Origin of the sequence: Comamonas sp. NLF-1-9 (assembly GCF_019195435.1) — a bacterium.
Lineage (GTDB): Bacteria > Pseudomonadota > Gammaproteobacteria > Burkholderiales > Burkholderiaceae_C > Comamonas_C.
The window spans coordinates 1,570,704-1,597,251 of the sequence record NZ_CP078069.1; the positions used below are offsets into that span (position 1 = coordinate 1,570,704).

Consider the following 26,548-nt stretch of genomic DNA (forward strand, 5'->3'; position numbering starts at 1 on the left):
ATGCAGAAATTCAACCCACACCGGGTAGGCGCAGCCCTGCCCGCTCAGAACCCTCTCGACCTGCTGCACCTGGCGCAAGCCGCTATCCAATATGCCCAGGCCGTGGCCGATACCGCGCACTGCAAGGACGTGCTGAAGGCCGCCTGGCCTGGCGCACTGCCGACATTCGGCAATTGCTGGGGGTGGCGCAATGATGGTCGCCGCGTTCTATCTGCTGCTGTGCTGGCGCACCCGGAGGCCGCGAAATGAAAAAGCGCCCGACCCGTGAAACCACAAAGCCGAGCGCTATTCCTGAACCGAACAGCGCCATTGTTACCGACACCACACCCAAGGGCAATTGCCTGAGATTGTCACCCCGTCAGGCGCGCGTACTTTATGCGCTGGAGCTGCGCGCAAACCAACTGATGCCCTGGCTATGGCGCGAGGAAGTTGACCGCGTGGCGAAGGCATCGAACGGGCCTGACGTAGTGTTCAGATTGCGCGGCAAGCTGGGCGATGACGCCATCGACACCCAAATCGTGGAGGCCGTGGACAGCGATGGCAAGCCCTCACGACCGGGGCGTTATCGCTTGACCGGCATTGGGCTCGCCAGACTGGCGAAATCCGATTGGAGGCCCGCATGATTGGCGCCATCGACCACGCCCTGCAAACCGGCGTTGCCGCCGCCTGGCGCAACCTCTACGCTGATGAGCGCCCCGCCCGCTGCATGGCTTGCCTGCGCATGCGCCCTGTCGCACCCGGCTGGTGCGTTGGCACCTACAAGCCCTATCACCCGGCGCACCCGCCCATCGTCTATCTGCTGTGCCCCAAGTGCGCGCAAAGCGAGGGCGCCATCAGGCGAGCCAAGCAAACGATTGAAACCCGTTCACGGGCGATTGCCGAGGGGGAGCGCATCAAATGAGTATTGAAGACGAAGCCTTGCGCCTCGCCGCCGCTGGCTGGCCGGTGTTTCCACTGATGGCAAATGGCAAGAGGCCAGCGACCGCTCACGGCCTGAAGGATGCCACGACCGATGAGGCAACCATCAGGCAATGGTGGCAGCGCATGCCTGCCGCGAACGTTGGCATGGTCGTGCCGCCCGGATTCGTCGCGATTGACGTGGACATGAAGAACGGCATCGATGGCTTTGCAGCACTGGCTGCGTTGCAAGAAGACCATGGGCCACTGCCTGCCACGCGCACCGTGCAGACACCCAGCGGGGGGCAGCACCTGGTGTTCACCGCGCCCGAGCACCTGCGCATCAAAAACCGCGTCGCCATCCGCCCCGGCTTGGACGTGCGCGCTTTTGGCGGCTACCTTGTGGCACCACCGAGCGCCATTGATGGCGGGGTCTATCAAGTGCTCAACGACTGCGGCCCGGCCCCTGCGCCGCAGTGGCTTTTGGACGTGCTGACCGAGGAGAAAACCAAAGCCCCGGCAAACCCTTCAGAAGCCCCGCTACAGCGTCAAAGCATCGCGCATGATGCCTACACCCAGCGAGCCATAGAACGCGCCACAAGCGCCGTTCTGAGCGCCGGGGAGGGTGCGCGCAATGACTGCCTGAACGCCAGCGCCTACGGCCTTGCGCGGCTGGCTGGGGCCGGGCGCTTGGATTGGCACCAAGTAAGTGCAGCTCTGGAACGCGCTGCGCTGGGTGCTGGCCTGCAACCGGCGGAAATTCGCGCCACGTTAGAGAGTGCCAGCGAGGGCAGGAGCCATCCGAGCTATGAGGGACTGCCGCGCGGCGATGCGCCTGTCTGGCCTACCTGGACCGGACAAGACGATGATGAAGCGCTCGCGCCCGAGGAGCACCCGCTGGCGTGCATCATCAACCCGGGTGAGCAGCTACAGCCGCCGCGCTGGTTGTTGCCCGGCTTCATGGCCGAAGGGCTGACGCTGATTGCAGGAGGGCACGGCGTAGGCAAGTCAACCGCCTTGCTGCCGCTGGCCTGCGCTGTCGCTGGTATCCACGAACACGGCTGCGAACTGGCACCGAAGCACTGGCGTGAAGTGGTCTACATCACCGAAGACGTGCATCAGGCCGCGCGGATTTTGCACGGGCTGGCCTGGCACCTGCAAACCACCGTGCAGACGATAGGCGAGCGCCTGCACCTGGTTGACGCGCGCCGCCTGCCGCCCGCGTACCTGGTGCAAGTGGGGCAAACCTACCGCGACCGTTACAGCCGCACCGTGCAAGACGTGGAGCTGCCGCCGCTCGTGGTTCTCGACACCCAAGCCGCAACGATTGCGCTGGAAAGCGAGAACGACAACGCCGAAGCATCCGCCGCCGTTGCCGCGTTGAAACAACACTTTGCCGGGCTGCCCATCTGGCTGGTGGCACACCTGGCAAAGCAGAACTTGAACCGAAGCGACGCGCAACACCTGACAAGCCGGGGCGCTAGCGCATGGGAAGCCGACGCGAACTGCACCGCGTTTCTGGTGAAAGAAGGCGATGGCATCAGCGCCACGCGCTGGCTGGTGCTGGGCAAGCGCCGGTTTGAGCCACGCTGGCCTGAGCTACAGCTTGAAAGCCATTTCCTCGAAACCACCGGCTATGACGTATGGGGTGATCCTGAGCCGCTCGTGCTGCGATGGGCCATCGCCCGCCCAAGCGAAGGCACGCGCCAAGAGCAGGCGCAGAAGGAAAAGGAAGAACGCGCTCAGGCCGAGGAGGCAAAACTGAGGCAGGAAATCCGCGACGCGGTGCAGATTGCCTGGCAAGAGGGCAATCCGCTGAACCGCGCCGGGGTGAAGGCCAGGGTGCGGCACAAGACCGCCGAGGTTGTTGACTGCATCGAGCGACTGCTGTCCGAGCGCTGGCTTGTGGAGATTGAAGTTCCAACGCGGGAGCGCACCAACAACAGGCGAGCAAGATTCATCGTCAATCTGAGCACGGAAGAGCACGAAGCCGTGCTTGGTGGCAAGCCTGTCCCGGAGGAAAAGAGTGCCATCCCCGCCGCGTGGAAAAAGCCAATTCCGTCCGTTCCCGAAAATTCTGAGAACGCTACAAAAAATGAAGCAACTTCCGAGGCTGCCTGACTGCGATTCCGTTCGTTCCCATTCCGTTCGTTCCCCTATAGGAAAAAAGACGGGAACGGACGGAAATGACTAAGGCCCATTTCCTGTCCATCCGTTCATTCCCATGGTCAAGGGAATGGACGGGAATGAACGGGAACGGACGGGAACGGACGGGCCGCGCAAGGGTCGAGCTCCCTGCTTGGCAAGACCTGATTGGAAAGAGGAAGTCAACGATGGCAACGAAGAAGATCACCAAGACCGCCAATCCGGGCAAGCCTGACCCGAACGCCTTCAAGGTCGAGGAAAGCAAGGACACGATGTCTCAGACACTTGCAAAGCTGGTGACCGGCGGGGCGCTGTCTGCGACAACCCTGAAGCAATTCTCGGGCGGTGGCGAGAACCTGGACGTGTCTGATCTGGTGGCCCAGATGAAGAAGGCCGGGGACGAGGTAGTGACAGGCGACATGAGGCGCGTCGAGCGAATGCTGTCAAACCAGATGCTCACACTGGACTTGCTCTTCAACACCCTCGCGCAAAAATCAGGGCGGCAGGACACATTCAAGGGCATCGAGGTATTGCTGCGCCTGGCGCTGAAGGCACAAGCACAAGCGCGAGCGACGGCGGAAACCCTATCCATTGTCAAGAACCCCATGCCCTACATCCGGCAAGCGAACATCGCGCATGGGCCGCAGCAGGTCAACAACGGCGCATCCATCGCGGGCGCGGGCAATTCCCAAAGCGAACCAGACAAACTATTGGAGCAGCAGCATGGCAACGTCTTGGACACCCGAGCGCAGACAGCGGCAAGCCGAATTGATCCGGCAATGGAGACCGTGGGAGCGCAGCACCGGCCCGAAAAGCCCTGAAGGCAAGGCGACGGTATCGCGCAACGCCTACAAGGGCGGGCGCCGTGCCATGCTGCGGGCGCTGGCGCGAGAGGTGCGGGCGGAATTGGCAGAAATGCAGCGGCTGCGCGACGTGGTGCGGGGGTGAGTTTGCTCCACGCATCGCGCGCGCGAGGGCTTGCAGGCGCGCCATGATGCGCTGGTGCTGGTGTCGTTCACCGAAATGAATGCCAAGCTGGGGCGCATGCAGTTGCGGTTGGACAACATGCGGCGGGGCTGAGACAGAGTTCATCAAGCCAAAAACTGTCACCAGACTGTCACCAAGAAAAAAGCGCACTATTGTTTACATAGCGCGCTTTCTTTGTCTGCCTTGGTGGGTCGTGCGCGACTCGAACGCGCGACCAACGGATTAAAAGTCCGCTGCTCTACCGACTGAGCTAACGACCCGGGCGAAGAAAACCGTCGATTATAGAAAGCTTTTGCGCTGCTCCGGCCGGGCCAAGGTGCGCAGTACCCAGCCCGCGGCGGTCATGCCGAAGGTGGCGGTCACGGCCACGCTGGAGCCATAGCCGTGGCAGTTCAGGCTGCCGTCGCTTTGCTGGACGGCGCAGGAGGGGTCGGGCGCGGCCACGGCTTCGCGGCTGAAGACGCAGGGGATGCCTATGGGCGTGTCGCCGCGCGCGCCGCCGTGGTGGCGGCGCAGGGTGTAGCGCAGCTTGGCCAGCAGCGGGTCGTGGCTCACTTGGGCCAGGTCGGCCACTTCCACGCGCTCGGCCTGCTGCTTGCCGCCGGCGGCGCCCACGCTGATGAAGACGCCGCTGCCTTGCAGCGCCCAGGCGGCCAGCGCGGCCTTGGCGCTGAGCTGGTCGCAGGCGTCGATGACGGCATCGGCGGGTTCGGGCAGCAGCCGGGGCCAGTTCTGCGGACCGGCAAAGTCGTCCACGCAGTGCACCGTGCAAGCGGGGTGGATCAGCGCGATGCGCTCGGCCATGGCGCGCACCTTGGCCTGGCCCAGCGTGGTGTCCAGCGCGTGGGCCTGGCGGTTGATGTTGGATTCGACCACGTGGTCCATGTCGATCAGGCTCAGGCGGCCGACGCCGCTGCGTGCCAGTGCCTCGGCAGCCCAGGAGCCGACGCCGCCGATGCCGACGACGGCCACGTGGCTCGCGCGGATGCGCTCGGCCCCGGCCACGCCGTACAGGCGCTCGAGCGCGCCAAAGCGCCGCTGCACGTCCACGCCTTGCGGGGCCGCTGCGCTCACTTCAGGCGGGCCAGGCGTTCCTTGGCGGCGCTGGCGGCCTCGGACTGGGGGTAGACGCGAATCAGATCTTCCAGGGTCTTGCGCGCGGCCTTGGTGTCCTTGAGCTCGACCTGGCAGTTGGCAATCGACAGAGCCGCCTCGGGCGCGCGCGCGTGCTCGGGGGCGGCCGCCAGCAGCGCCTTGAAGTTGTCGATCGCGCTCTTGTAGTCGCGCGTGGCGTACTGGGCGTTGCCCAGCCAGAAGCGCGCCGAAGGCAGGTAGCCGGACTTCGGGTACTTGCCCATGAAGCCCTGGAAGGCGCTGGCGGCCTCGGCGAACTTGCCGGTGCGAAAGACGGCAAGCGCCGCTTCGTAGTCGGCCTTCTCGGCCGGTTCGGCCTTGAATTCGCGCCCGTCCACCTGCACGGTTTCGGGCTCGAACTTGCGCAGGCGCTCGTCCACGCTGGTGGCTACGTCCTTCTGGCGCTGCTGCAGCTCGCTCAGGTCGCGGCGCAGTTTTTCGTTCTGGCCGCGCAGCTCGGCGGTTTCGGCGCGCAGCGTCTCGATCTGCGACTGCAGGTCAAGCACGCTGCGGCGCAACTGCGCCGCATCGCCGCCCGAGTTCTGCTGCATCTGGTCGATGCGCTGGCGCATCTCCAAAATGGCCCGGCGCGCCTCGTCGTCCTCGAACAGCGCCGCGTGGCTCACGCTGGAGCCCAGCGCCAGCAGTGCGCATGCGACGGCCAGCCACCAGCGGGAAGTCTTCGCTTGCATGCGCTGCGCCCTTTCAGTGGTAGCTCAGCTCGACGCGGCGGTTTTGCGCGTAGGCATCTTCGGAGTTGCCCGGCACGGCCGGCTTTTCCTTGCCGAAGCTCACCGCTTCCATCTGCGCCTCGGGCACGCCGAGCAGCCCCAGGGCGCGGCGCACGGCTTCAGCGCGCTTCTGGCCCAAGGCGAGGTTGTATTCGCGCCCGCCGCGCTCGTCGGTATTTCCTTCGAGGGTGACGCGGCGCGCGTTGTTGCTCTTGAGGTAGCGCGCGTGGGCGTCGAGCACCGACTGGTATTCGGGCTTGACGGAGTAGCTGTCAAAGTCGAAATAGATCACGCGGGCCACGCCCACCGGGCCCTGGGCCGTGCCCTGGGTGGCGTTCAGGTCCACCGGCGCAACCGCGCTCTGGCTGCCGCCGTTGTTGCTGGTGGAGGCCGCGCCCTGGTCGGTGACCGGCACGTCGTTGAGCTTGACGCCGGAACTGCAGCCAACCACCAGGGCGGTGGCGATCAGGGCCAGGGACATGCGACTGAACTTGAGGTGTTTCACTTTGGACTCTCGTGGATGAAATGAAAAGGACAGGAAAAGAAAAGACTCACTTCTGGAACGGGCCCCAGGCGGGTTCGCGGATGTCACCGCCCTGCCCGGCCAGGCGCGCCTTGATCTTGCCGTCCAGGGTGGTGGTCATGAGCATTTCCTTGCCCTGGTTGCGCGTGGCGTAGACGATGAGCTTGCCGTTGGGCGCAAAGCTCGGACGCTCGTCGGCGCTGGTGTCGGTGATGGAGGTGCTGGTGTGCGATTTCAGGTCCATCACCTGCAGCTTGAAGGCGCCGCCGCTGCGCGTGATGTAGGCCAGCGTCTGCCCGTCGGGACTGACCGAGGGCGAGATGTTGTAGTTGCCCTGGAAGGTGACGCGCTCGGCCGCGCCGCCGCTGGCGGCCACGCGGTAGATTTGCGGCGAACCGCCGCGGTCGCTCACGAAGTAGATGCGTCCGTCGCTGGCGTAGGTGGGTTCGGTGTCTATGCCGGCGCTTTGCATCAGGCGCGTGGCTTCGCCGCCGTTGGCGCTGATGGTGTAGAGCTGCGAGCCGCCGTCGCGGCTGAGCGTCACCGCCAGCGTGCGGCCATCGGGCGACCAGGCGGGAGCGCTGTTGGAGCCGCGGAAGTTGGCGATCAGGCGCCGACGGCCGCTGGCGATGTCGTGCACGTAGACCACGGGCTTGCGCGACTCGAAGGACACGTAGGCCAGCTGCGTGCCCGAGGGCGACCAGGCGGGCGAGATGATGGGCTCGGGGCTGGAGAGCGCGGACTGTGCGTTCTCGCCATCGGCGTCGGCCACCCACAGGCTGTAGCGGCTGCCGACCTTGGTGATGTAGGCGATGCGCGTGGAGAAGACGCCGCGCTCGCCGGTGAGTTTTTCGTAGATGTAGTCGGAGATGCGGTGCGCCGCCAGGCGCAGGTCGGCGCGCGTGACGGCATAGCTCTGGCCGCTCAGGTCTTCGCCGCGCACCACGTCCCAGAGACGAAAACGGGTATCGAAGCGCCCGTCGGCCAGCGCCGTGATGCTGCCCACGCTGAGCGCGTCGGCCTTGCGCTCGCGCCACAGCGACAAGTCGGGGCGCGAAGCCTCGTCGAGCGTGGCGCCCGAGGCGTCGATGCCGACGAAGCGGCCGCTGCGCTCCAGGTCGGCCAGCACGATGCGCGAGATCTTCTGCGGCGCCGCCTCTTCGCCGCGCAACGGCGCGATCGCGATCGGCAGTTGCGTGAGGCCGACACCGGTGATTTCCACGCGAAACTGCGCCAGCGCGGGGAGGCTCCCCAGCGCAAGGCCGGCGGCGATCAGGTCGCGGCGCGACGGCCGCGGCGACAGGGAGTGGTCAAGCATCATGCCCAAGTTCGACTCGAAAAAAGCCTGGAGACAAAGCCTTGGATGTTACACATGGCGCAGCAAACCATGTGACAAACTGTGCCGCCCCCTGAACCACCCCAACGTAGAATTTGCCCGCAATGCAAAGCGACAATTCTACGGCCGGCCCTGCGGGCGCACCGGCGCCGACGCTGCGTGCACGGCTGCGGCGGCTGCAGCCCTACTTCGGCGACCAGCGGCTGGAATGGGCGGTGGCGCTGCTCACCACCATCGTCGCCGCCGCTACCGAACCCCTGATTCCGGCGCTGCTCAAACCGCTGCTCGATGAAGGTTTCACCGAAGGGTCGCTGCCGCTGTGGCTGGTTCCGGTGGCCATCATCGGCGTCTTCCTGGTGCGCGGGCTGGCGCAGTTCAGCGGCAAGTACGCGCTGGCGCGCATTGCCAACGAAGGCATGGTGCGCCTGCGCGCGGTGCTGTTTCAGCGCCTGCTGGTAGCGCGCATGCGCGTGTTTGGCGAGCAATCGGCCAGCGCGCTGTCCAACACCGTGGTCTACGAGGTGCAAAACGGCTTCACCGTGCTGGTGCAGGCGTTGCTGGGTGCCTCGCGCGATGGCTTCACGGTGCTCGCGCTGCTCGGCTATCTGCTGTATCTGAACTGGCAGCTCACGCTGATCGTGGCGGTGATGGTGCCGGCGGTGGCCTGGGTGATGACCACGCTGTCGCGGCGGCTGTACCGCATCACCAAGAGCAGCCAGAGCGCCACCGACGACCTGGCCTACGTGGTGGAAGAGAACGTGCTGGCGCATCGCATGGTGCGCCTGCACGGCGCACAGGCGCAGGAGGCTGAGCGCTTTGCCACGCTCAGCGAGCGTCTGCGCCACCTGGCGATGAAGTCCACGGTCGCCTCGGGCGCGATGACGCCGGCGATCCAGCTGCTGGCCGCGGCCGCGCTCTCCACGGTGATCTGCATCGCGCTGTGGCAGGGGCGCAGCAGCGGCGGCCAGGCGGTGAGCGTGGGCGGTTTTGCCGCCTTCATCGCGGCGATGCTGATGCTGATCTCGCCGATCAAACGCCTGGCCGATATCGCCAACCCCATCACCCGCGGCGCGGCGGCGCTGGAGCGCGGCCTGCGCCTGCTCGAAGACACCGAGCCCGAGACCGAGGGCGCGCACGAGGCGGCGCGTGCGCGCGGCGCCATCGCGCTGCACGCGGTGCGCGTGCACTACGACGCGCGGCAGACGCCGGCGCTCGACGGCGTGAGCCTTCAGGTGGCGCCCGGCGAGGTGGTGGCGCTGGTCGGGCCTTCGGGCTCGGGCAAGAGCACGCTGGTGAATCTGCTGGCGCGCTTCATCGAGCCCGACGGCGGGCAGATCACGCTCGACGGCGTTGCGCTGGCCGACTGGCGCCTGGCGGCGCTGCGCCGGCAGTTCGCGCTGGTCGGGCAAGAGGTGGTGATGTTCAACGCCAGCGTCGCCGCCAACGTGGCGCTGGGCGAGGCGGTGGACGAAGCGCGCGTGCAGCAATGTCTGGAGGCGGCCAATCTGGCCGAGCACGTGGCCAGCCTGCCACGCGGCATGCACACCGAGCTCGGGCACAACGCGGCGCAGCTCTCGGGCGGACAGCGCCAGCGCCTGGCGATTGCGCGCGCGCTCTACAAGGACGCGCCGGTGCTGCTGCTGGATGAGGCCACCTCGGCGCTGGACACGCATTCCGAACGCTTGGTGCAGGACGCGCTGCAGCGCCTGATGCGCGGGCGCACCACGCTCATCGTCGCGCATCGGCTGTCGACCATAGAACACGCCGACCGCGTGGTGGTGATGGAGCAAGGCCACATCGTCGAGCAAGGCACGCACGCCGAGCTGATGGCCGCAGGCGGGCTGTATGCGCGCCTGCAGACCTCAAAAAAAGCATAGCTTCTCGCGCAAGCGGCAAGCCGATTTCAAACCAGTTTCACATTGAAACCATTGGTAGCACTACGCTACCAGCTCTTTTTTGCGTAGCGCTACCACTGGCCCTTGTTCGGGCGTTGGCGCTGCATGGCGCGCACGATGTCTTGCACCAGGCCGTCGCGCTCGGCCTTGCGCGCGAAGTCCAGCGCGCTCAGGCCCTGCTGGTTCTTGATGCTCGGGTCTGCGCCTTCGGCCAGCAGCAGGCGCGCCACGTCGATCTGGCCGTACTGCGCCGCCATCATCAGCGGCGTGCTGCCGTTGGGCGAGCCGGCGTCGATGTAGGCAGCGTGCTCCAGCAGCAGGCGCACCATGTCGGCCGCGCTGTCGGCGCTGCTGCTGGCGGCGTAGTGCAGCGGCGTCCAGCCGGTCTTGTTCACGTCGGCATCGCGCGCGATCAGGGTGCGCGCGGCCTGCAGGTTGCCGCGCATCGCCGCCATCATCAACGGGCTTTCGTCCTTGGCGTTGCGCGCTTCCACCTGCAGCCGGCGGCTGGCAAGCAGCACCGCCGCCGCCTTGCGTGAATCCTTGAACAGCGCCACGGTGATCGCCGGCTGGCGGCGCGCGTCGCGCGCATTGGGATCAAAGCCGCGGCGCAGCAGACTGGCGACGGTGCGCTCATCGTCGAGTTCGATGGCCTGAAAGAAGTCTTCCCAGGCGCCGGCGTGCACCTGCGCACCGGCCAGTGCGGCGCCCGCCAGCAGCAAGGCCCGCCGGCGCATCACGCAGCCTGCCCCGCCAGGAAGAGGCGTTCGAAGTTGCGGCTGGTGGCCTCGGCGATCAGGCCCACCTCGACGCCGCGCACCTGCGCGATCTGCTGCGCCACGTAGGGCACGTAGGACGGGTTGTTGACCTTGCCGCGCATGGGCACGGGCGCGAGATAGGGGCTGTCGGTTTCGATCAGCATGCGATCGAGCGGCACGAAAGCGGCGACCTCGCGCAGCTCCTGCGCCTTCTTGAAGGTGAGGATGCCGGAAAACGAGATGTAGTAGCCCAGTTCGAGCGCGGCGCGCGCCACCTCCAGGGTTTCGGTGAAGCAGTGGAACACGCCGCCCGCGCTGGCGGGGCCGCCGTCCTCGCCCTCGTCGCGCAGGATGGCCAGCGTGTCGGCGCTGGCGCTGCGCGTGTGGATCACCAGCGGGCGCTGCGCCGCGCGCGCCGCGCGGATGTGGTTGCGAAAGCGCTCGCGCTGCCAGTCCATCTGGGCCACGGTGCGTCCGCCCTTGCGCTCGTCCATCTGGTAGTAGTCCAGCCCGGTCTCGCCCACGGCCACGACGCGCGGCAGCCGGGCCAGGCGGATGAGCTCATCGACAGCGGGCTCGGCCATGTCCTCGGTTTCGGGGTGCACGCCGACCGAGGCCCAGAAGTTGTCGTGCGTGAGCGCCAGCTCGTGCACCTCAGGGAATTCTTCCAGCGTGGTGCAGATGCACAGCGCCCGGTCCACCTGCGCGGCCTGCATGGCGGCGCGGATGTCGGCAAGCTGCGGGCGCAGCAGCGGGTCGTTCAAATGGCAATGGGAATCTACGAACATGCGACACGGGCGGCCGGCGCGCGGGCCGGCCAGGGGTAGGAGCTCAGAGCGTCTGGGTCTGGCGGTCGGCGCCGAGGGCGCTGCCCAGCAGCTCCTCTATCCTGGCCTTGAGCTGCTGGGATTTTTCATCGGCGGGAAAGCGCACGCCCACGCCCTGCACCCGCCCGCCGCCCACGCGCGCCGGGTTGATCCAGGCGACCTTGCCGGCCACCGGGTAGCGCTGTGCCTGCTCGGGCAGCGACAGCAGCACGTAGACATCGTCGCCCAGGCGGTATTCGCGCGTGGTCGGCACGAAGATGCCACCCTCCTTGAACAGGCGGATGTAGGACATGAACAACTGCGTCTTGTCCTTGATGTTGAGCTGCATCACGCTGGGGCGCGGGGCATTGGCGGGTGTGGCCATGGCGAGTGGGGCTTCAGCGGCGGTGAGGGTGCGGCAAGTTTAGCGCCAGGGCCTCGCGCGCCTGCGCTACCAGCGCCTGCAGCATCAGCCCGGCGTTGTAGGGGTGCTCGGCGCTGCGCGCCTCCTGGCGCAGCAGCGCGCCCCAGCGGGTGAGCACCGCCAGCGAGGGCAACTGCGCCGGCGCCGGCAGGTCGGCCGCGGCAAAGTAGCGCGGCGCGCCGCCCACGCCCAGCACCAGCAGGTCGTGGCAGAGCTTTTGCAGCACCGTGACGAGCTGCGGCGGCGTCAGCTCGGCCAGCGCCGCGTGGTCGCCCGCGGCGAGCGCGCGCGGAATGCGCGCCCAGGCCTCGGGGCTGCGGCCGCTGCGCGCCAGGGCCAGCGCGTCGTCCGGGCGCGCGCCCGCGGCGCGCAGCCAGACCTCGGCGGCTTGCGGGGCCACGCCCTGCTGGTGCAGCCAGTCCAGCGCCTCCTGCGGCGCGGGCCAGTGCAGCGCGTGCGCCTGGCAGCGGCTGCGGATGGTAGGCAGCAGCTGGTGCGCGGCTTCGCTTGCGAGCACGAAGCGCACCTCGCCGGGCGGCTCTTCCAGGGTCTTGAGCAGCGCGTTGGCGCTGATCGCATTCATCTGCTCGGCCGGGTAGATCAGCACCACCTTGCCGCGCCCGCGCGCGCTGGTGCGCTGGGCGAATTCCACCGCGTCGCGCAGCGCGTCCACGCGGATCTCGCGGCTGGGTTTGCGCTTTTTCTCGTCCAGCTCGGCCTGGGCTTTTTCGGGCAGCGGCCAGCCCAGCTCTTGCATCTGCACCTCGGGCATGAGCACGCGCAGGTCGGCGTGGGTGCGCACCGCAATGCCGTGGCAACTGGCGCACTGGCCGCAGGCGCCCGCGGGCGTGGGCGATTCGCACAGCCAGGCGCGCGCCAGCTCCAGCGCCAGCGTGTACTGGCCCAGGCCCGAGGGGCCGTGCAGCAGCCAGGCGTGGCCGCGCTGCGCGAGCAGCTGCTGGCGCTGGCGCTGCAGCCACGGGGCAAGCGCTGCGGCGGCTTCAGCCACGGCCAGCGCCCCCGAGCCAGCCGCGCGCGGCCACCGCAGCCAGCATCTGGCTTGCGACGTGTTCGCGCTGCTGCGCGGCGTCGATGCGCACCATGCGCCCTTCGGCCTGCGCCGCGCGCTCGGCGTAGCCGCGCGCCACGCGGGCAAAGAAGGCCTGGGGCTGGGTCTCGAAGCGGTCGGGCGCGCGCGTGCCGGCCAGGCGCTCGGCGGCCAGCTCGGCCGGCAGGTCGAACCACAAGGTCAAATCGGGTTGCAGCATCAAATCAGGCTCTGGCGCAATGCCAGTCTGCGCGAGGAGCTCCAATTTTGATAGTTCCGCGCGGTCAAAGCCGCGGCCTGCGCCCTGGTAGGCGAAGCTCGCGTCGGTGAAGCGGTCGCACAGCACCACGTCGCCGCGCGCCAGCGCAGGCCCTATCACCTGCACCAGATGCTCGCGGCGCGCGGCAAAGACCAGCAGCACCTCGGTGAGCACGTCCATGCGCTCGTACAGCAGCAACTGGCGCAGCTTTTCCGCCAGCGGCGTGCCGCCCGGTTCGCGCGTGAGCAGCACGCTGCGCCCGGCCGCGCGCAGCGCATCGGCCAGCGTGGTGAGGTGCGAGGACTTGCCCGCGCCGTCTATGCCTTCAAAGCTGATGAATGGTCCGCGCATCATTTCCCCCCTGCGCGCTGGTAGCGGTTGACCGCGCGGTTGTGTTCGTCCAGCGAGGCGCTGAAATGGCTGCTGCCGTCGCCGCGCGCCACGAAGTACAGCGCCTTGGTCGGCTCGGGCTGCACCGCCGCCAGCAGCGCGGCGCGCCCGGGCATGGCAATCGGCGTGGGCGGCAGGCCCGGCCGGGTGTAGGTGTTCCAGGGGGTGTCGGTCTGCAAGTCGCGCTTTCTCAGGTTGCCGTCGAATTTCTCGCCCATGCCGTAAATCACGCTGGGGTCGGTCTGCAGCAGCATGCCCAGGCGCAGGCGGTTGATGAAGACACCGGCGATCTGCGCGCGGTCCTGCGCGCGCCCGGTTTCCTTCTCGACGATGCTCGCGAGGATCAGCGCCTGCTCCGGGCTCTTGAGCGGCAGCTCGGGCGCGCGCGCCGCCCAGGCGGCCTCCAGGCGCCGGTCCATCTGGCGCAGCGCGCGGGCCAGCACGGCCATGTCGCTGCTGCCCCGCACGTAGGCATAGGTGTCCGGAAAGAAGCGCCCCTCGGGCGCCAGCCCCGGGCGCCCGAGCGCGGCCATCAGCGCCGCGTCGTCCATGCCGGCGCTGTCGGGCTTGAGCCCGTCGGCATGCGCCAGCGCGGCGCGCACCTGGCGGAAGGTCCAGCCCTCGATCAGCGTGAGGCTGCGCATGCTGGCGTCGCCGCGCACCAGCTTGCGCAACAGCAGCCGCGGCGTGGTGCCCGGCGGAATCTCGTAGTTGCCGGCCTTGATCTGGCGGTCCTTGCCCGAGAGGCGAAACCACAGCCACAACAGGCGCGGCGGCACCTGCACGCCCGCCCCGGCGGCCGCATGCGCCACGCCCAGCGGCGTGGTGCCGGGTTCGATCTCCAGCTCCAGCGCCTGCCCCTGGGCCAGCGGCAGCGGCGCGTTCAGCCACCACGCGCAGGCAGCAGCCAGCACGGCGGCGAGCAACAAAAGGGAAAGGAAAAATCGGCGCATCCGGAGGCGGTGCTGCAAGAGCTGAGGAAGCCGACTATGGTAATTCAGCCACCTGCCCAGGCCGCGCCACGCGGCACGCGGCACGCGCCGGATCAGCGCACCGTGAGCGAGAGTTCCGCCGTGTCCGTGCCCCGCGCGTTGCGGGCATGCAGCAGCACCGCATACGTGCCCGGCGCATGTGCCTTGCCTTCGAGCACGCCGGTCTGCTGGTTCAAACGCAGGCCTTGCGGCAAGCCGTCGGCCCAAAAACGGCTGGCTCGCGTGGCCGTACGCACGCGCCAGCGCACCGGCTTGCCGCGCTCTACCGCAAGCGCTGCCGTCGGGCCGATGAGCGGCACTTGCACATCGTCGCGCTGGCGCAGGAAGGTGTTCAGGCGCAGGCGGGCGTTTTCGCGGATATCGACCCAGAACAGGCTGATGTCGAACACGTGGTAGTTCTCGCCCCCAAAGAGCCCGCCGTCGTCAAACAGCTCCTTGGGCAGCAATGGCGAGACGAAGGCATAGCCGCGTTCGTCGCTCACGTTCACCAGCCCCGCCAAGGGATTGGTGAAAAACGTGGTTCGCGTCTTGCCAAAGGGCGCGGCGCCCCGGTGCGCGGAAGCGGGCGTGCGCGGCTGGCGCTTGCTCCAGCTCACGGGGTTGATGTTCTCCATCTGCGCGCCATGGCGCGCGGTCCAGCGCTGGCCGGCAGCATCCCAGTGCACCACGTCCGACCACTCCATCAGATCGTCACCCCCGCCCATGCCAAAGCTGCCCCAGACGGCAGCGCAGCCGATCTGCGCTGGCTGGTGGCATGGCGGTATCTGGCGCAGGTCATCGCGAAACACCGAGCGCGGCAGCGGAATGCCCGGGATGTAAGCCGCCACCAGGCGCTCTTGAATCGGCTGGCCCTGGATCACCTCGCTGAGCAGGCGCTGCGCGTGGTTGGCGCCCTGGCTGTGCCCTACCAGAAAGAACGGACGGCCATGGTTGTGGTTGCGGACGTAGAACTCGAACGCCGCCTTGACGTCGGCATAGGCCCGGTTGCTCGGTACCTGCTGCTCCTCCTCGGAGAGAAAGTAGACATGCAGCGCGGTCTGGCGATAGCGCGGCGCGTAGACGCGCGCGATGCCGTTGAACGGCGTGGCCTGCGTCATCAGCATGATTGCGTCCATCTCGACCACCTCGGGGTCGTCTATGGGCGTGTTCAGCACGTCCTTGCGGCTGACCGAGGTAGTGGGATGGATGTAGAACACATCAGCCTTGGCCACACCCTGCAGGTTGCTGAAACCGCTGCCTGCGGGCACGCGGCTCGCGACCGAGGTCTTGCCGGGCAGCGCCAGCCAGGCGTCGTCGCGCGCGTAATCCAACGGCGCCAGGTCTTGCGCATGCAACGCCACGCCGCAAAAAAGCGCGAAAGCCAGGCCGATGGCGGCGCAGCGGAAATTGACCCAAATCAAGGCGACCATGGTTTTGCCTTTACCCGAACAAAGAAACAAACCATCATAAAAATTCCGCTTGGCAATTCTTTGCGTCATGTCAAGATTTGGAAAGGCGCCCCGTGTCAAGAATCAACCCGCCCTGGCCAGCGCGACGCGACGTCCTGCGCGCGCTGGCCGCCAGCTCGCTCGCGCCCGCCTTGTCGTGGGCAACACAGCCCACCCCCACTTCGGAGCCCCCCATGGATACCAAACTGGAGCGCAGTCGCACACGGGTTGCCGGTTTTGCCGACGCGGAAATGGACTATCAACTCATGCGCCAGCTTGGCGCCGTGCGCTATGGGGGCGCCTCGGTCGGCGAATGCCTGGCGCTGGCGCAGCGCATCAAGAATGCCGATCCGGCCAGTTGGGTCAACGAGTTCACCGCGGCCGGCCAGCGCCAGCAAACCGACGCGGCGGCCCGCCTGGCGCGCCAGCACCTGCTGAGCGCCGCCGATCAATACCTCGTGGCCAGCAACAACTACCGCGCGGCCGAGTACTACTGCGCGGTCAACGATCCCCGGCACGCCCGGCTCGGGCTCCAGAGCCGCGAGTGCTTCCTGGCGGCGCTGCGCGCGCGGGGCGTGGCCTGCGAGGCGTTCTCGCTGCCGCTGGACGACCTGGCACTGCCCGCCTACTACTTTCCTTCCCCGAACGCCGGCAGTGGCAAGAACAAGACGCTGATGATCATCAGCGGCTACGACGGCACGCTGGAAGAGACGTGGCTTGCTTATGGCTACGCGGCGCTCGAACGCGGCTACCACCTGATGCTCTTCACCGGCCCGGGGCAGATGGATACCTTGCGCTTCTATCCGATGGTGCACTTCATCCCCGAGTTCGAGCGCATCGGCCGCGTCGCGCTCGATCACGTGCTGGCACGTCCGCAGACCGACCCTGACCGCCTGGCGCTGATGGGCATCAGCTTCGGCGGCTATTTCTCGACCCGCATCGCCGCGCACGACGACCGGGTGCGCGCGCTCATCCCCAATTCGCCCATCATCGACCTGCACCGCTACATGGCCTCATTCGTCGGGTTCGATCCGGCCGAGCTGCCCGACAGCGAGGACGTTCGCCTGCAGGATATCGACCACCTGCCCGATGCAGCCGTCCCGCCGCAAACGCGCACCATGATGCGCAATCTGATGCTGCGTCTGGGGCGGACAAGCTTCAAAGCCGCCTACCAGCGCCTGCGCGAATTTCACGTCGCGGACGAGGCTCTGGTCCGCATCCGCTGCCCTTCGCTGGCCTTGGTCGGCGAAGGCGAAGGCAAGGACCCGCTGGCACAAAGCGAGCATTTCTGCCAGCACGTCGGCGGCCCGGTACGCCAGCACGTCTTCACCGCCGACGAAGGCGCGGACGCGCACTGCCAGAACACCAACCTGGCCTACTCGGCGGCGGTGTCGATGGACTGGCTGGACGAGACCTTCGCCTGATACGGCTTTGCCGCCAGCGAGCGTGACCTGTGGCTTCACTTCCGCGCGCTTCGGTACATCACCGAGCGCAGGCCATGCTGGATGTGGCGGGCAGGCAGTGGCCAGTTTGCGCTCCGACAGACCGCTGCTCATCCGGCCGGCCGACGTCTTCGTCGAGGTGCAAAGGCTGATCCAAGGCGACTACAACGCCGGGCTCAGGATCACCGGGAACAGCGATGACAGAACTCTGACGTCTGTCAGACAGGCACGGCAGGTGTCGGATTCAAGTGTCTTCGCATCGCCACGTGCGCAATGCCCGCCTCCTCGAACACCTCGCCTTCGGGCGTGAAGCCGGCGCGCTCGTAAAAACCGCGGGCATGGCATTGGGCGTGCAGCAGCACGCTGGCGTCGCCGCGCTCGCGGGCGGCCTGCACCAGCGCGTCCAGCAGCAGCCGGCCGTAGCGCTGGCCGCGCAGCGTGCGCTCCACCGCCATGCGGCCTATGCGTCCCTCGCCCGCTTCGGCGGGCAGCAGCCGCCCGGTGGCCACCGCGTGGCCCAGGCGGTTGGTGGCGACGGCGTGCAGCGCCTGGGCGTCGAGCGCGTCCATCTCGATCTCGGGCGCCACGCCCTGCTCCTGCACGAAGACGCTGGTGCGCAGCGGCGTGGCGGCGGCGCCAAGCTCGGCCCAGCTGCCTACGCGCAGGCGCACCATCTCGCCGCCGGCCTCGTAATCTTCGAACAGCGCGCGCAGCGCTGGCGGCACCGCGCGCTTGCTCTGGGTGGCAGGGTCGGCAAAGACGTAGACCAGCTCGACCGAGGCGAGCAGCGCATCGGCGCGGAAGATGCCGCAGTCAAACACCATGGAGCTCGTGCCCACGCGCGCGCAGCGCATGCCGATGTCCAGCACGTCGTCGAGCCGGGCCGAGGCGTGGTATTGAACGCTCGCCTTCTTCAGATAGACCTCGCCGCCGAGTGCGCGCATCGTCGACTCGTAGGGCAGCGCCAGCGCGCGCCAGTATTCGGTGATGGCGCAATCGGCGTAAGTCAGGTAGTGGGCGTTGAAGACGATGGCCTGCGCGTCGATTTCCGACCAGCGCACGCGCAGGCGCAGGTGGCAGCGGTAGTCGCGGGGCTTGTTCATGGTTTCAGTCCAGTGCAAAGGCGCTGCGCAAGGCCTGCGCGGCGTCGTGGTGGGCGCGGCGCGCCTCGGGCAGCGCGCGGCCCATCTTGATGAATTCGTGGGTTACGCCGCGGTATATCTCCAGATCGACCGCCACGCCCGCCATGCGCAGGCGGTCGGCCCAGGCGATGCCCTCGTCGACCAGCGGGTCGAACTCCGCCAGCCCTATCCAGGCGGGCGCCAGGCCTTCGAGATCGGGCGCGAGCAGCGGTGCAAAGCGCCAGTCTTCGCGCTGGTCCTGGTCGATGTAGTTGGCAAAAAACCAGTCGATCGCGGCCTTGCCCAGGATGGGGCCGTCGGCAAAGCGCGCGTGCGAGGGCGTGTCCTGGTGCGCTGTGGTGCCGGGGTAGAAGAGCAATTGCAGCGCAAGCTCGAGCCCGGCGTCGCGCGCCATGATGGCCGCGGCCGCCGCCAGCGTGCCGCCCGCGCTGTCGCCGCCGACCGCCAAGCGCGTGGCGTCGAGCCCGAGCTCGGCAGCGTTGTCCGCCAGCCACTCGAGCGCGTCCCAGGTGTCGTTGCTGGCCGTGGGAAAGCGGTGCTCGGGCGCGAGCCGGTAGTCCAGCGACACCACCGCCGCGCCGCTCAGGTGCGCAAGCTCGCGGCACAGCACGTCGTGCGTCTGCACGCTGCCTATGGTGAAGCCGCCGCCGTGCAGGTACAGCAGCAGCGGCAGCGCCTGGCTGGCGTCGGGCGCGTACAGGCGCGCGGGCAGGCGCGCGCCGTCGCGTGCGGGCAGCCGCAGCTCTTGCACGCGGGCAAGCTGCGCCGGGTCGATTTCGAGCACGCCGGCGCCGGCGGCGTAGGCGGCGCGCGCGGCCGCCGGCTCCAGGGTGTGCAGCAAGGGGCGCGCGGCGCGTGCCATGCCCTTGAGCACCGCGCGCATCTGCGGCGTCAGCGCCAGGGCGGCAAAGCCGGTGTCGGCGGCGGGCGGGGCGTTCAATGCGGCTCCTCGGCCGCGTGCAGCACGCGCGTGGGGGTGATCAGGCGCACCTGCAGGCGCTCGAGCAGCGCCAGGATGCCGAGCGTGATCTGCTGCTGCACGTCGCGGTGCAGCGCAAAGTCGGGGCTGAGCACGTAGTAGATGAATTCATAGTCGAGCGCGCTGCTGCCAAAGCCGATCAGGTGCGCGCGGTCCAGGCGCACCGTCTCCATCGCCTCGATGAGCGCGCGCACTTCGGGCACGATGCGCTCGGCCTGCGCGCGCGGCGTATCGAGCGCAATGCTCAGCCGATAGGCCACGCGCCGCTCTTGCATGCGTGCGTAGTTGTGCACCAGCTTGCCCAGCAACTGGGCGTTGGAGATGGCCAGCTCCTCGCCCGAGAGCGAGGCGATGCGCGTGCTCTTGATGCCCACGTGGCTCACCGTGCCCGAGATGTCGTCAAAGGCGATGTATTCGCCCACCTCGAAGGGCTTGTCCAGGCCGATGCTGATCGAAGCCAGCAGATCACCGAGAACGCTTTGCGCCGCCAGCGCCACCGCCACGCCGCCAATGCCCAGGCTGGCGATGAAGGCGTTGACGTTGACCCCGGCGTTGGACAGCACCGACAGCAGCAACACCACCCAGACGACGAGCTGGGTGCTCCACTTGATGATGCCCAGCATGACCGGGTTGCGCGGCGCGCCGTCCTGGTGCGCCAGGTGCTCCAGCGAGCACACCAGCAGGCGCGACAGCCACAACGCCAGCTGCACGCCCACCAGCACGTAGATGAGCTGGCTCAGCACCTCGGGCAGCGGGCGCGACAGGTGCAGCGTGCGCAGCGCCACCGCCACGCTCAGCAGCAGCAGCAGCCAGCCGCGCGTGGCCTTGACCACCGCCTCGGCGATGGTGAGCGCGCTGCCCGGGCGCTGGCGCGCAAGCTTTTCCAGCCGCCGAGCCAGCAGCACGGCCAGCGCATGCACCAGCACGTAGGCCAGCAGCGCCGCCGCCAGCGCCAGCGCCCAGGCCAGCGCGGTTTCACCCAGCCACAGCGGCTCCTTCCACCAGTCCTGCACCTGCATCAAGCCCCTTCTCCCTGTGGTGCAGCGGCGCTCTTCTGGAACACACGCTGCATGACAAAGTCCGCCTTCACCTCCTCGCCGCAGACCAGCATGGCGGCCAGTTCACCGCCCAGGATCTGCGGAGCGATCACCACATCCGGCTGCACCAGCTTGACGCGCGCCAGGTGCGCCGCATCGTTCACCGCCGCCACGGTGCGCGCGCTGCCGCCGAGCTCGCGCACCGCCAGCACGACGAAGGCGTTTTCCGAATCGTCGTCGAGCATGGCCATCACCGCGCTCGCCTGGTGCGCGCCGGCTTCGCGCAGCACCTCGACGCTGCCGGGGTCGCCCACCACCAGGTCCACCTCGCCCGGCTCTTCGACCGGCACCTGGCGCAGCAGGCGGGTGACGTTCTGGCCACGGCGCACCAGCTCGCGCCAGGTGTTGACCGCCAGCGGCGTGTTGCCGATGACGACGAAATGGTGTTCGCGCTTCATGCGCCCTCCCTTGCGATTGACGATGCGCTGCAGGCTGTTGCCCACCATGGGCGCTATCACTGCAGTGAGCGAAGTGGCAAACACCGCCACGCCCAGCACGATCACCGACACGGTGAACAGCCGCGCCTCGCTGGTCGCGGGCGCGATGTCGCCATAGCCGACTGTGGTCATGGTCACCATCGCGAAGTACAGCGCGCTCACCAGGTCGGTGATGGGCGGCTTGAACTGCGCGCCCAGGTAGTAGTTGCCAAAAGTGGCATAGAGCACCAGCATCACCACGGAAGTGAGCGCAAACAGCGTGCTCGCGGCGATGCTGGCATGGTCGAACTGGCGCCAGGCGGCCGACAGCAGCACCAGCAGCAGCACGAAGTAGCCCAGCAGCAGATGGCCGTTTCGGTGCGTTCCAAACAACATGCTCACCGCCGCCGTGGCGGCCAGCAGCAGCGCCATCACCCAGGCCACGCGCGAGCGCAGCAGCAGGCCCAAAGCCATGGTGAGCATGCCGCTGCCTATGAGCAGCGGCGGCAGCAGGCTGGGCGTGATCTGCGGCTGGCCCGCAAGCAGGTCTTGCAGGAAGGGCTGCCAGCGCGCGCCCAGGTCCACCTGCAGCAGCCACACCCCGCCCAGGCCCAGCGCCAGCGCCAGCGGCAGGTGCGGAAACCACAGCGGCCCGCGCACCAGGCGGTGCAGGCGCTGGGCGGCAATGCGCAGGCGCTGCAGGCCGCCCACCAGCAGCAGGCGCTGCTGCCAGCCGGCCATGGGGAGCACGGGCCGCACGCGCTTACTGGAAGTTCACCTTCACCGGCTGGGCGCCCGCAAGGCCCTCGTAGCTCACGGTCACGGACAGCCCGGGCTTGGGCGGAATCAGCGCGGAGAACGAACCCAGGCTGATCAGGTCGCCCGGCTTCATCGCGCGATGCTCCTTGCGCAGCGCCTGCGCCAGCCAGACCACGGCGTTGAGCGGATGCTCCAGGATGTCGCTGCCCTTGCCCTGGCCGATCTGCTCGCCCTGGCCGTTGGTGACCTTGATGTTCATGTTGGCCAGTTGCGCCAGCATGACGTAGCGGTCCATGCCCGCGGCCGGCACCGGGATCGGCGTGCCCGCCACGCCCAGGCGCGCACCGACGTTGATCGCGTTCACGCCCGCGCCGTCGAGCTTCGGGGGAGCCTGCACGATCAGGTCGGGCAGCTCGATGAAGGGAATCACCTGGTCGATGTGCGCGATGACTTCTTCAGGCGTCCTGGCCTGGTTGATGCCCGCGTCCTTCACGCGCACCAGCATGTCGGCCTCGAACAGCGGCCGCGCGCCGAAATTGGTCGCAGTGGTGAAGCCATTGGGCTGGATCATGCCCTCGTAGAGCACGCCCCAGGTCGGCTGGTTGGTGTTGAACTTCTTTTGCGTCGCGGGGTTGGTAAGGCCCGCCTTGTAGCCCACCACCTTGCCGTAGTGCGCGGCCAGCAGCTTGTTGAATCTGGCGCGCGTGCAGGCGGCGTCCTTGTCGCTTTGCTTGTCAAAATTGGGCGCGGGCGTCTTGGCGAAGTAGTGGTCCGCCATCTGCTGCACCTGGGCGTTGCTCAGGCACGCGGCTTGCGCGCCGAGCGCCAGCATGGCCGTGGCGGCGCCAGCGGTCAGGGTCTTGATGAAACGCATGGGCCAGTCTCCTTCTTCTCTCGGTTGAAAGCGGCAATGCTAGCGCGAGCGCGGCGCGCGGCGTGTCAGCGCTCGATCACGAGGGCTTCGCCCCAGGGCACGGCCTGCACCGGCCAGTCGCTCGCCCGCGCCACGCTGCGCACGCCGCGCGCGATCAGGCTGGCGGCGCGGACCACCCCGGCATGTGTGACCCAGGCCGCGTCGCGCCCGCTCGCCAGCCAGTCGTCGAAAGCCGCCGCCACGCGCGCCATCAGCGCGGCCACGCTCTCGCCCGTGCCGCCGGGGCGGGCGCGGGAGAAGTCCGCCAGCCAGGCGTCGAAAGCCGCACGCTCGATCGCCGACCAGGGCCGCCCTTCCCACGCGCCGAAATCCAGCTCGCGCAGCCGCGCATCGGGTTTGAGCACCAAATCAGGCCGCAGCCCTTGTGCATCCAGCGCAAGCAGCTCGCATCGCGATAGCGGAGAGTGCCACACCGCTAGCATTGGCGGCCAAGCCTGCACCAAGGCCCGGGCGGCCGCGCGGGTGTGTGCGCGATCGGCGGGCACCTCGCTCGCGCCATAGCAAACGCCTTCGGGCAGCGCCACGCGCGCATGGCGCACCAGCCACAGCTTCACGGCAGCACCGCGCAAGCCAGGCCCAAGTACAGCGCCAGCTCGCACAACTGCTGAACGGCGCCCAGGGTGTCGCCGGTAAAGCCCTGCAGGCGGCGGCGCAAGAGATGCAGCAGCGCCATCAGCATGACCATCCAGAACAGCAAGGCAGCCATCAAACCGATAGCGCCTTGCGCAAGCCCCATCAGCGCCAGAGCCGGAATCGACCAAAAAATACCAAGCACCAAACTGGCGCCCGAGACCGAATCCGCCAGCGGCTTGGACTTGGCCGTGCCGCTCTCGCTCACGTAGGGCAGCCGACGCATCACCCACAGCGGCGCCAGGCGCGAGAGTACCTGCGCGCCCATGAGCGCCAGCGCCGCGCGCGCCGCGCCCTGCTGCACCAAGAGCGCCAGCAGCGTGCACTTGAGCAGCAGCACCAGCACCAGCGTCACCGCGCCATAGCTGCCGATGCGCGAATCCTTCATGATTTCCAGCGCACGCGCGCGCTCAACGGCGCCGCCCAGGCCGTCGCCGGTATCGGCCAGGCCATCTTCATGAAACGCGCCGGTGAGCCAGGCGGTCGCCGCCAGGCTGAGCAAGGCCGCCAGCAGCGCGCCCAGGGGCGAAGCGCCAAAGCGCGCGCCTGCGGCCCACAGCACCAGCGCGCCCACACCGCCCACAACCCAGCCGACGCCGGGAAAATGCCCGCTTGCGCGGTTGAGCATCGCCGGGCTGTAGCCCACCCAGGCGGCCAGGCGCCCGGTCACCGGAATGCGCGTGAAGAATTGCAACGCGAGCAGGAAGTGGCGCAGGCCCTCGCTCATTGCTTGTCCGACACCCCGGCCGACTCAAAGCTCGCCATCTCGTTGAGGATGCGGCAGGCCGATTCCAGCAGCGGCCAGGCCAGCGCCGCGCCGCTGCCCTCGCCCACGCGCAGGTGCAAATCCAGCAGGGGCTGCGCGCCCAGCCATTGCAGCAGCCGGTCATGTCCGCGCTCGTCAGAGCGGTGCGCGAACACGCAGCGCTGCAACACGGCTGGCGCCAGCCGCATCGCCACCAGCACCGCGCTGCTGGCGATGAAGCCATCGACGACGATCACGCGCCGCTCGCTGGCGGCCTGCACGATGGCGCCGACCATCGTGGCGATTTCGAAACCGCCCAGCGCCGCGAGCGCATCCAGCGGCTCGCTGGCACCGGCGTGCCGCGCCAGCGCCCCGCGCAGCACCGCCGTCTTGCGCGCGATGCCCTCGGCGTCGAGCCCCGTGCCCGCGCCCACCACCTGCGCGATGTCCAGGCCCGCAAGCCGTGCCACGAGCAAACTTGCCGCGCTGGTATTGCCTATGCCCATCTCGCCCAGCAGCAGGGCATTGCCCGGCAGATCCTTGAGCAACTGCATGCCGTTCGCCAGCGCCTGCGCGCACTGATCGCGCGTCATCGCGGGACTGCTGGAACTGTCGGCCGTGCCGTGGGCGATCTTGCGGATGACGAGACCTTCGGCGGGCGCGAAATCGTGGCGCACGCCGCAATCGACCACGGTCTGGGTGATGCCGTGCTGGCGCGCGAGCACGCTCACCGCCGCGCCGCCAGCGAGGAAGTTGCCCACCATCTGCCAGGTCACGTCGCTCGGATACGCCGAAACGCCGCGCGCGGCGATGCCGTGATCAGCGGCGAAGACCACGAGCTGGGGCTCTACCAAGCGCGGCTCCAGCGTGCCCAGGATCAGCGCGATGCGCCGCGCCAGCGCGGCCAACTGGCCCAGCGCGCCGTGCGGCACCGTCTTGCCATCGATCTTGCGTTGCAGCCGGGCATCGAGATCGGGATCATCGATGGCGGGAACGGCGGGCAGGGGCAGGCTCATGAAATGCTTCCTCTATCGGGGGGCGGCGAGCATATCAAGCGCGCCCGGCGCAAACGCCTCGCATACCTGCGCCGCGAGGGCGTCAAACACCGCGTCCAGCGGCCGTGCGTCGGCGCCGAACAGCGCGCGCAGCACGGCGGCGTCTTCCAGCAGGCCGTGCACGTACAGGCCAAGCACGTTGCCCGCGCCGTTCTGCCAGGCCAGGCCCTCGATCAGCGTGCGCGCCACGTCGCCCTTGGCCGCCATCGCCGGGTGCTGCACGGTCTGGCCGCTGTGGATTTCGTAGCCTGAAAATTCCACGCCAGAGAGCGCCGCCCACGGCCCGGCGACCTCGGGCCAGCGCCAGCTTCCCCGGCGCACGGTCTTGCGCGGCGCAAAGCGCGTGACCAGCGGCAGCAGCCCCAGCCCCGGGCCACAGCCGCCGGGCTCCACACCGTGCGGATCGATCAGCGCCTCACCCAGCACCTGCAAGCCGCCGCAGATGCCCAGCACCCGAGCACCCTGCCCGGCATGGCGAGCAATCGCCGCATCCATCTTGCGCGCGCGCAGCCAGGCAAGGTCCGACACCGTGGCCTTGCTGCCGGGCAGGATGATCCAGTCGGCCCCCGCCAGCTCGGCGCCAGAGCGCGCCCAGCGAAGTTGCACGCCCGGCAGGTTCTTCAAGGGCTGGAATTCGTCCAGATTGCTGATGTGCGGCCAGGCGACGATGGCAATGCGCGTGAATGGACTGGGGGAAGGAGCCCAGGCCGGGCGGTCGTCGAACACGCCGTCTTCCTCGGGCAGGCCGTGGTCAAAGCGCATCGGCACCACCGCCAGCGTCGGCACGCCGGTAAGCTGGCGCAACTGCTCGGGCGCGGGCGCAAGCAGGCTCGCGTCACCACGAAACTTGTTGAGCACGAAGCCCTGGATGCGCGCGCGATCGTCTTGCGCCAGCAGCGCCCAGGTGCCGTACAGGTGCGCAAACGCGCCGCCGCGGTCGATGTCGGCGACCAGCAGGCAGCGCGCATCGGCATGGCGCGCCACGCGCAGGTTCACCACGTCGCTGGCCATCAGGTTGATCTCGGCGGGCGAGCCCGCGCCCTCGATCACCACCAGGTCGTTCTCGGCGCGCAGCGCATCGAGCGCGCCGGCGATCGTCGGCCACACGCGCTCGCTGCGCCCGCGCCAGGGCAGGCGCGAGAGTTCTTCACTGACCTGCCCCATCAGCACCACCTGGCTGCGCGTGTCGGCCTCGGGCTTGAGCAGCAGCGGGTTCATGCGCACATCCGGCTCGGCGCGCGCGGCCAGCGCCTGGAAGTACTGCGCGCTGCCGATCTCGCCCTGCACCCCGCCCGGCGCGGCCACCACGCGCGCGTTGTTGCTCATGTTCTGCGCCTTGAAGGGCGCGACCTTCAGGCCCTGGCTGGCGTAGTGGCGGCACAGCGCGGTCGCGAGCCAGCTCTTGCCCGCGCCGCTGCTGGTGCCCAGCACCATGATGCAAGGGGCGCTCATGACGATAGTGCTGATGGCATTGATGTCATCCGGCGGGGGAGATGTCGAGTCATGGAGGCGAGGCTGTAATGGACGCAACCCGCAGCGTAACCGAGCGGCTGCCGCATCGTTGAAACGCGCCGACTTCAGGCCGCATCCAATGCTG

General features: G+C 68.3%; 27 protein-coding genes and 1 tRNA gene. 7 read left to right on the plus strand and 21 right to left on the minus strand.

Features of this window, described 5'->3' with window-relative positions; genetic code table 11:
* The 5 genes from KUD94_RS07620 (at position 1) to KUD94_RS07640 (ending at position 3,863) form a co-directional block, all read left to right on the plus strand.
* Entirely contained in the window at positions 1-249 is a 249-nt protein-coding gene (locus tag KUD94_RS07620) for a hypothetical protein (RefSeq protein ID WP_218236346.1), read from the plus strand.
* The gene (locus KUD94_RS07625) at positions 246-623 is read left to right on the plus strand and encodes a helix-turn-helix domain-containing protein (RefSeq protein WP_218236347.1); all 378 of its coding nucleotides are present in this window, start codon (positions 246-248) and stop codon (positions 621-623) included. Before KUD94_RS07620 ends, KUD94_RS07625 begins: the two co-directional genes overlap by 4 nt.
* Complete coding sequence (locus KUD94_RS07630) at positions 620-901, plus strand: hypothetical protein (protein ID WP_218236349.1); 282 nt, start codon at positions 620-622, stop codon at positions 899-901. The genes KUD94_RS07625 and KUD94_RS07630 overlap by 4 nt, the downstream gene beginning before the upstream one ends.
* Positions 898-3,018, plus strand: coding sequence for a bifunctional DNA primase/polymerase (locus tag KUD94_RS07635; RefSeq protein ID WP_218236351.1), 2,121 nt, complete (start codon positions 898-900; stop codon positions 3,016-3,018). The genes KUD94_RS07630 and KUD94_RS07635 overlap by 4 nt, the downstream gene beginning before the upstream one ends.
* 212 nt (positions 3,019-3,230) lie before the next feature.
* Positions 3,231-3,863, plus strand: a complete 633-nt coding sequence (locus KUD94_RS07640) for a hypothetical protein (protein WP_218236353.1) — start codon at positions 3,231-3,233, stop codon at positions 3,861-3,863.
* A 350-nt stretch (positions 3,864-4,213) separates the two neighbouring features.
* Here KUD94_RS07640 and KUD94_RS07645 read toward each other — a convergent pair.
* The 5 genes from KUD94_RS07645 to tolB form a co-directional block, all read right to left on the minus strand.
* Positions 4,214-4,289 (minus strand) — tRNA-Lys (locus KUD94_RS07645).
* 19 nt (positions 4,290-4,308) lie between these two features.
* Entirely contained in the window at positions 4,309-5,103 is a 795-nt protein-coding gene (locus tag KUD94_RS07650) for a ThiF family adenylyltransferase (RefSeq protein WP_218236354.1), read from the minus strand.
* A complete protein-coding gene (gene ybgF / locus KUD94_RS07655; RefSeq protein ID WP_218236356.1) occupies positions 5,100-5,855 on the minus strand; it encodes a tol-pal system protein YbgF in 756 nt (251 codons plus the stop codon). Before ybgF ends, KUD94_RS07650 begins: the two co-directional genes overlap by 4 nt.
* A 13-nt stretch (positions 5,856-5,868) precedes the next feature.
* Positions 5,869-6,375 (minus strand): peptidoglycan-associated lipoprotein Pal, encoded by a 507-nt coding sequence (gene pal, locus KUD94_RS07660; protein WP_218236357.1) that lies wholly within the window; start codon positions 6,373-6,375, stop codon positions 5,869-5,871.
* A gap of 70 nt (positions 6,376-6,445) precedes the next feature.
* Positions 6,446-7,738 (minus strand): Tol-Pal system beta propeller repeat protein TolB, encoded by a 1,293-nt coding sequence (tolB, locus tag KUD94_RS07665; RefSeq protein WP_218236358.1) that lies wholly within the window; start codon positions 7,736-7,738, stop codon positions 6,446-6,448.
* Positions 7,739-7,857: 119 nt separating this feature from the next.
* Between tolB and msbA the strand changes: the two genes are divergently transcribed.
* Entirely contained in the window at positions 7,858-9,630 is a 1,773-nt protein-coding gene (gene msbA, locus KUD94_RS07670; RefSeq protein ID WP_218236359.1) for a lipid A export permease/ATP-binding protein MsbA, read from the plus strand.
* An 89-nt stretch (positions 9,631-9,719) separates the two neighbouring features.
* On the opposite strand, the gene KUD94_RS07675 is transcribed toward msbA, so the two are convergent.
* The 7 genes from KUD94_RS07675 to KUD94_RS07705 all read right to left on the minus strand — a co-directional run bounded on the left by KUD94_RS07675 (position 9,720) and on the right by KUD94_RS07705 (position 15,734).
* Positions 9,720-10,385 carry an ankyrin repeat domain-containing protein gene (locus tag KUD94_RS07675; RefSeq protein WP_218236360.1) on the minus strand — a complete coding sequence of 222 codons (666 nt, stop codon included), beginning with the start codon at positions 10,383-10,385 and terminating at the stop codon, positions 9,720-9,722.
* The gene (locus KUD94_RS07680; RefSeq protein WP_218236361.1) at positions 10,385-11,194 is read right to left on the minus strand and encodes a TatD family hydrolase; all 810 of its coding nucleotides are present in this window, start codon (positions 11,192-11,194) and stop codon (positions 10,385-10,387) included. Before KUD94_RS07680 ends, KUD94_RS07675 begins: the two co-directional genes overlap by 1 nt.
* Positions 11,195-11,237: 43 nt before the next feature.
* Positions 11,238-11,597: a PilZ domain-containing protein gene (locus tag KUD94_RS07685; protein WP_218236363.1), complete on the minus strand. Its 360-nt coding sequence runs from the start codon at positions 11,595-11,597 to the stop codon at positions 11,238-11,240.
* Between the two features lie 13 nt (positions 11,598-11,610).
* Positions 11,611-12,645 (minus strand): DNA polymerase III subunit delta', encoded by a 1,035-nt coding sequence (holB, locus tag KUD94_RS07690; protein ID WP_218236365.1) that lies wholly within the window; start codon positions 12,643-12,645, stop codon positions 11,611-11,613.
* Entirely contained in the window at positions 12,638-13,297 is a 660-nt protein-coding gene (gene tmk / locus KUD94_RS07695) for a dTMP kinase (protein WP_218236367.1), read from the minus strand. Before tmk ends, holB begins: the two co-directional genes overlap by 8 nt.
* A complete protein-coding gene (mltG, locus tag KUD94_RS07700) occupies positions 13,294-14,286 on the minus strand; it encodes an endolytic transglycosylase MltG (RefSeq protein ID WP_218236369.1) in 993 nt (330 codons plus the stop codon). Before mltG ends, tmk begins: the two co-directional genes overlap by 4 nt.
* 92 nt (positions 14,287-14,378) lie before the next feature.
* Positions 14,379-15,734, minus strand: a complete 1,356-nt coding sequence (locus KUD94_RS07705) for a DUF3089 domain-containing protein (RefSeq protein ID WP_218236371.1) — start codon at positions 15,732-15,734, stop codon at positions 14,379-14,381.
* Positions 15,735-15,946: 212 nt separating this feature from the next.
* On the opposite strand from KUD94_RS07705, the gene KUD94_RS07710 reads away from it, so the two are divergent.
* Positions 15,947-17,176 (plus strand): S9 family peptidase, encoded by a 1,230-nt coding sequence (locus KUD94_RS07710; RefSeq protein ID WP_218236373.1) that lies wholly within the window; start codon positions 15,947-15,949, stop codon positions 17,174-17,176.
* A gap of 236 nt (positions 17,177-17,412) precedes the next feature.
* On the opposite strand, the gene KUD94_RS07715 is transcribed toward KUD94_RS07710, so the two are convergent.
* From KUD94_RS07715 to KUD94_RS07755, 9 genes are all read right to left on the minus strand, one after another.
* Positions 17,413-18,297: a YbgC/FadM family acyl-CoA thioesterase gene (locus tag KUD94_RS07715; protein WP_218236374.1), complete on the minus strand. Its 885-nt coding sequence runs from the start codon at positions 18,295-18,297 to the stop codon at positions 17,413-17,415.
* Positions 18,298-18,301: 4 nt separating this feature from the next.
* Positions 18,302-19,219: an alpha/beta hydrolase gene (locus KUD94_RS07720; RefSeq protein WP_218239230.1), complete on the minus strand. Its 918-nt coding sequence runs from the start codon at positions 19,217-19,219 to the stop codon at positions 18,302-18,304.
* 53 nt (positions 19,220-19,272) lie between these two features.
* Positions 19,273-20,334: a mechanosensitive ion channel family protein gene (locus KUD94_RS07725; RefSeq protein WP_255569181.1), complete on the minus strand. Its 1,062-nt coding sequence runs from the start codon at positions 20,332-20,334 to the stop codon at positions 19,273-19,275.
* Positions 20,334-21,569, minus strand: coding sequence for an ion channel (locus KUD94_RS07730; RefSeq protein WP_218236378.1), 1,236 nt, complete (start codon positions 21,567-21,569; stop codon positions 20,334-20,336). The genes KUD94_RS07725 and KUD94_RS07730 overlap by 1 nt, the downstream gene beginning before the upstream one ends.
* Positions 21,570-21,591: 22 nt before the next feature.
* Positions 21,592-22,461 carry a 2-keto-4-pentenoate hydratase gene (locus KUD94_RS07735; protein WP_218236380.1) on the minus strand — a complete coding sequence of 290 codons (870 nt, stop codon included), beginning with the start codon at positions 22,459-22,461 and terminating at the stop codon, positions 21,592-21,594.
* A gap of 65 nt (positions 22,462-22,526) precedes the next feature.
* The gene (locus tag KUD94_RS07740; protein WP_218236382.1) at positions 22,527-23,075 is read right to left on the minus strand and encodes a histidine phosphatase family protein; all 549 of its coding nucleotides are present in this window, start codon (positions 23,073-23,075) and stop codon (positions 22,527-22,529) included.
* A complete protein-coding gene (gene cobS / locus KUD94_RS07745) occupies positions 23,072-23,878 on the minus strand; it encodes an adenosylcobinamide-GDP ribazoletransferase (protein WP_218236385.1) in 807 nt (268 codons plus the stop codon). Before cobS ends, KUD94_RS07740 begins: the two co-directional genes overlap by 4 nt.
* A complete protein-coding gene (cobT, locus tag KUD94_RS07750; protein WP_218236386.1) occupies positions 23,875-24,912 on the minus strand; it encodes a nicotinate-nucleotide--dimethylbenzimidazole phosphoribosyltransferase in 1,038 nt (345 codons plus the stop codon). Before cobT ends, cobS begins: the two co-directional genes overlap by 4 nt.
* 12 nt (positions 24,913-24,924) lie before the next feature.
* Complete coding sequence (locus KUD94_RS07755; RefSeq protein ID WP_218236388.1) at positions 24,925-26,403, minus strand: cobyric acid synthase; 1,479 nt, start codon at positions 26,401-26,403, stop codon at positions 24,925-24,927.
* Between the last annotated feature and the right edge of the window lie 145 nt (positions 26,404-26,548).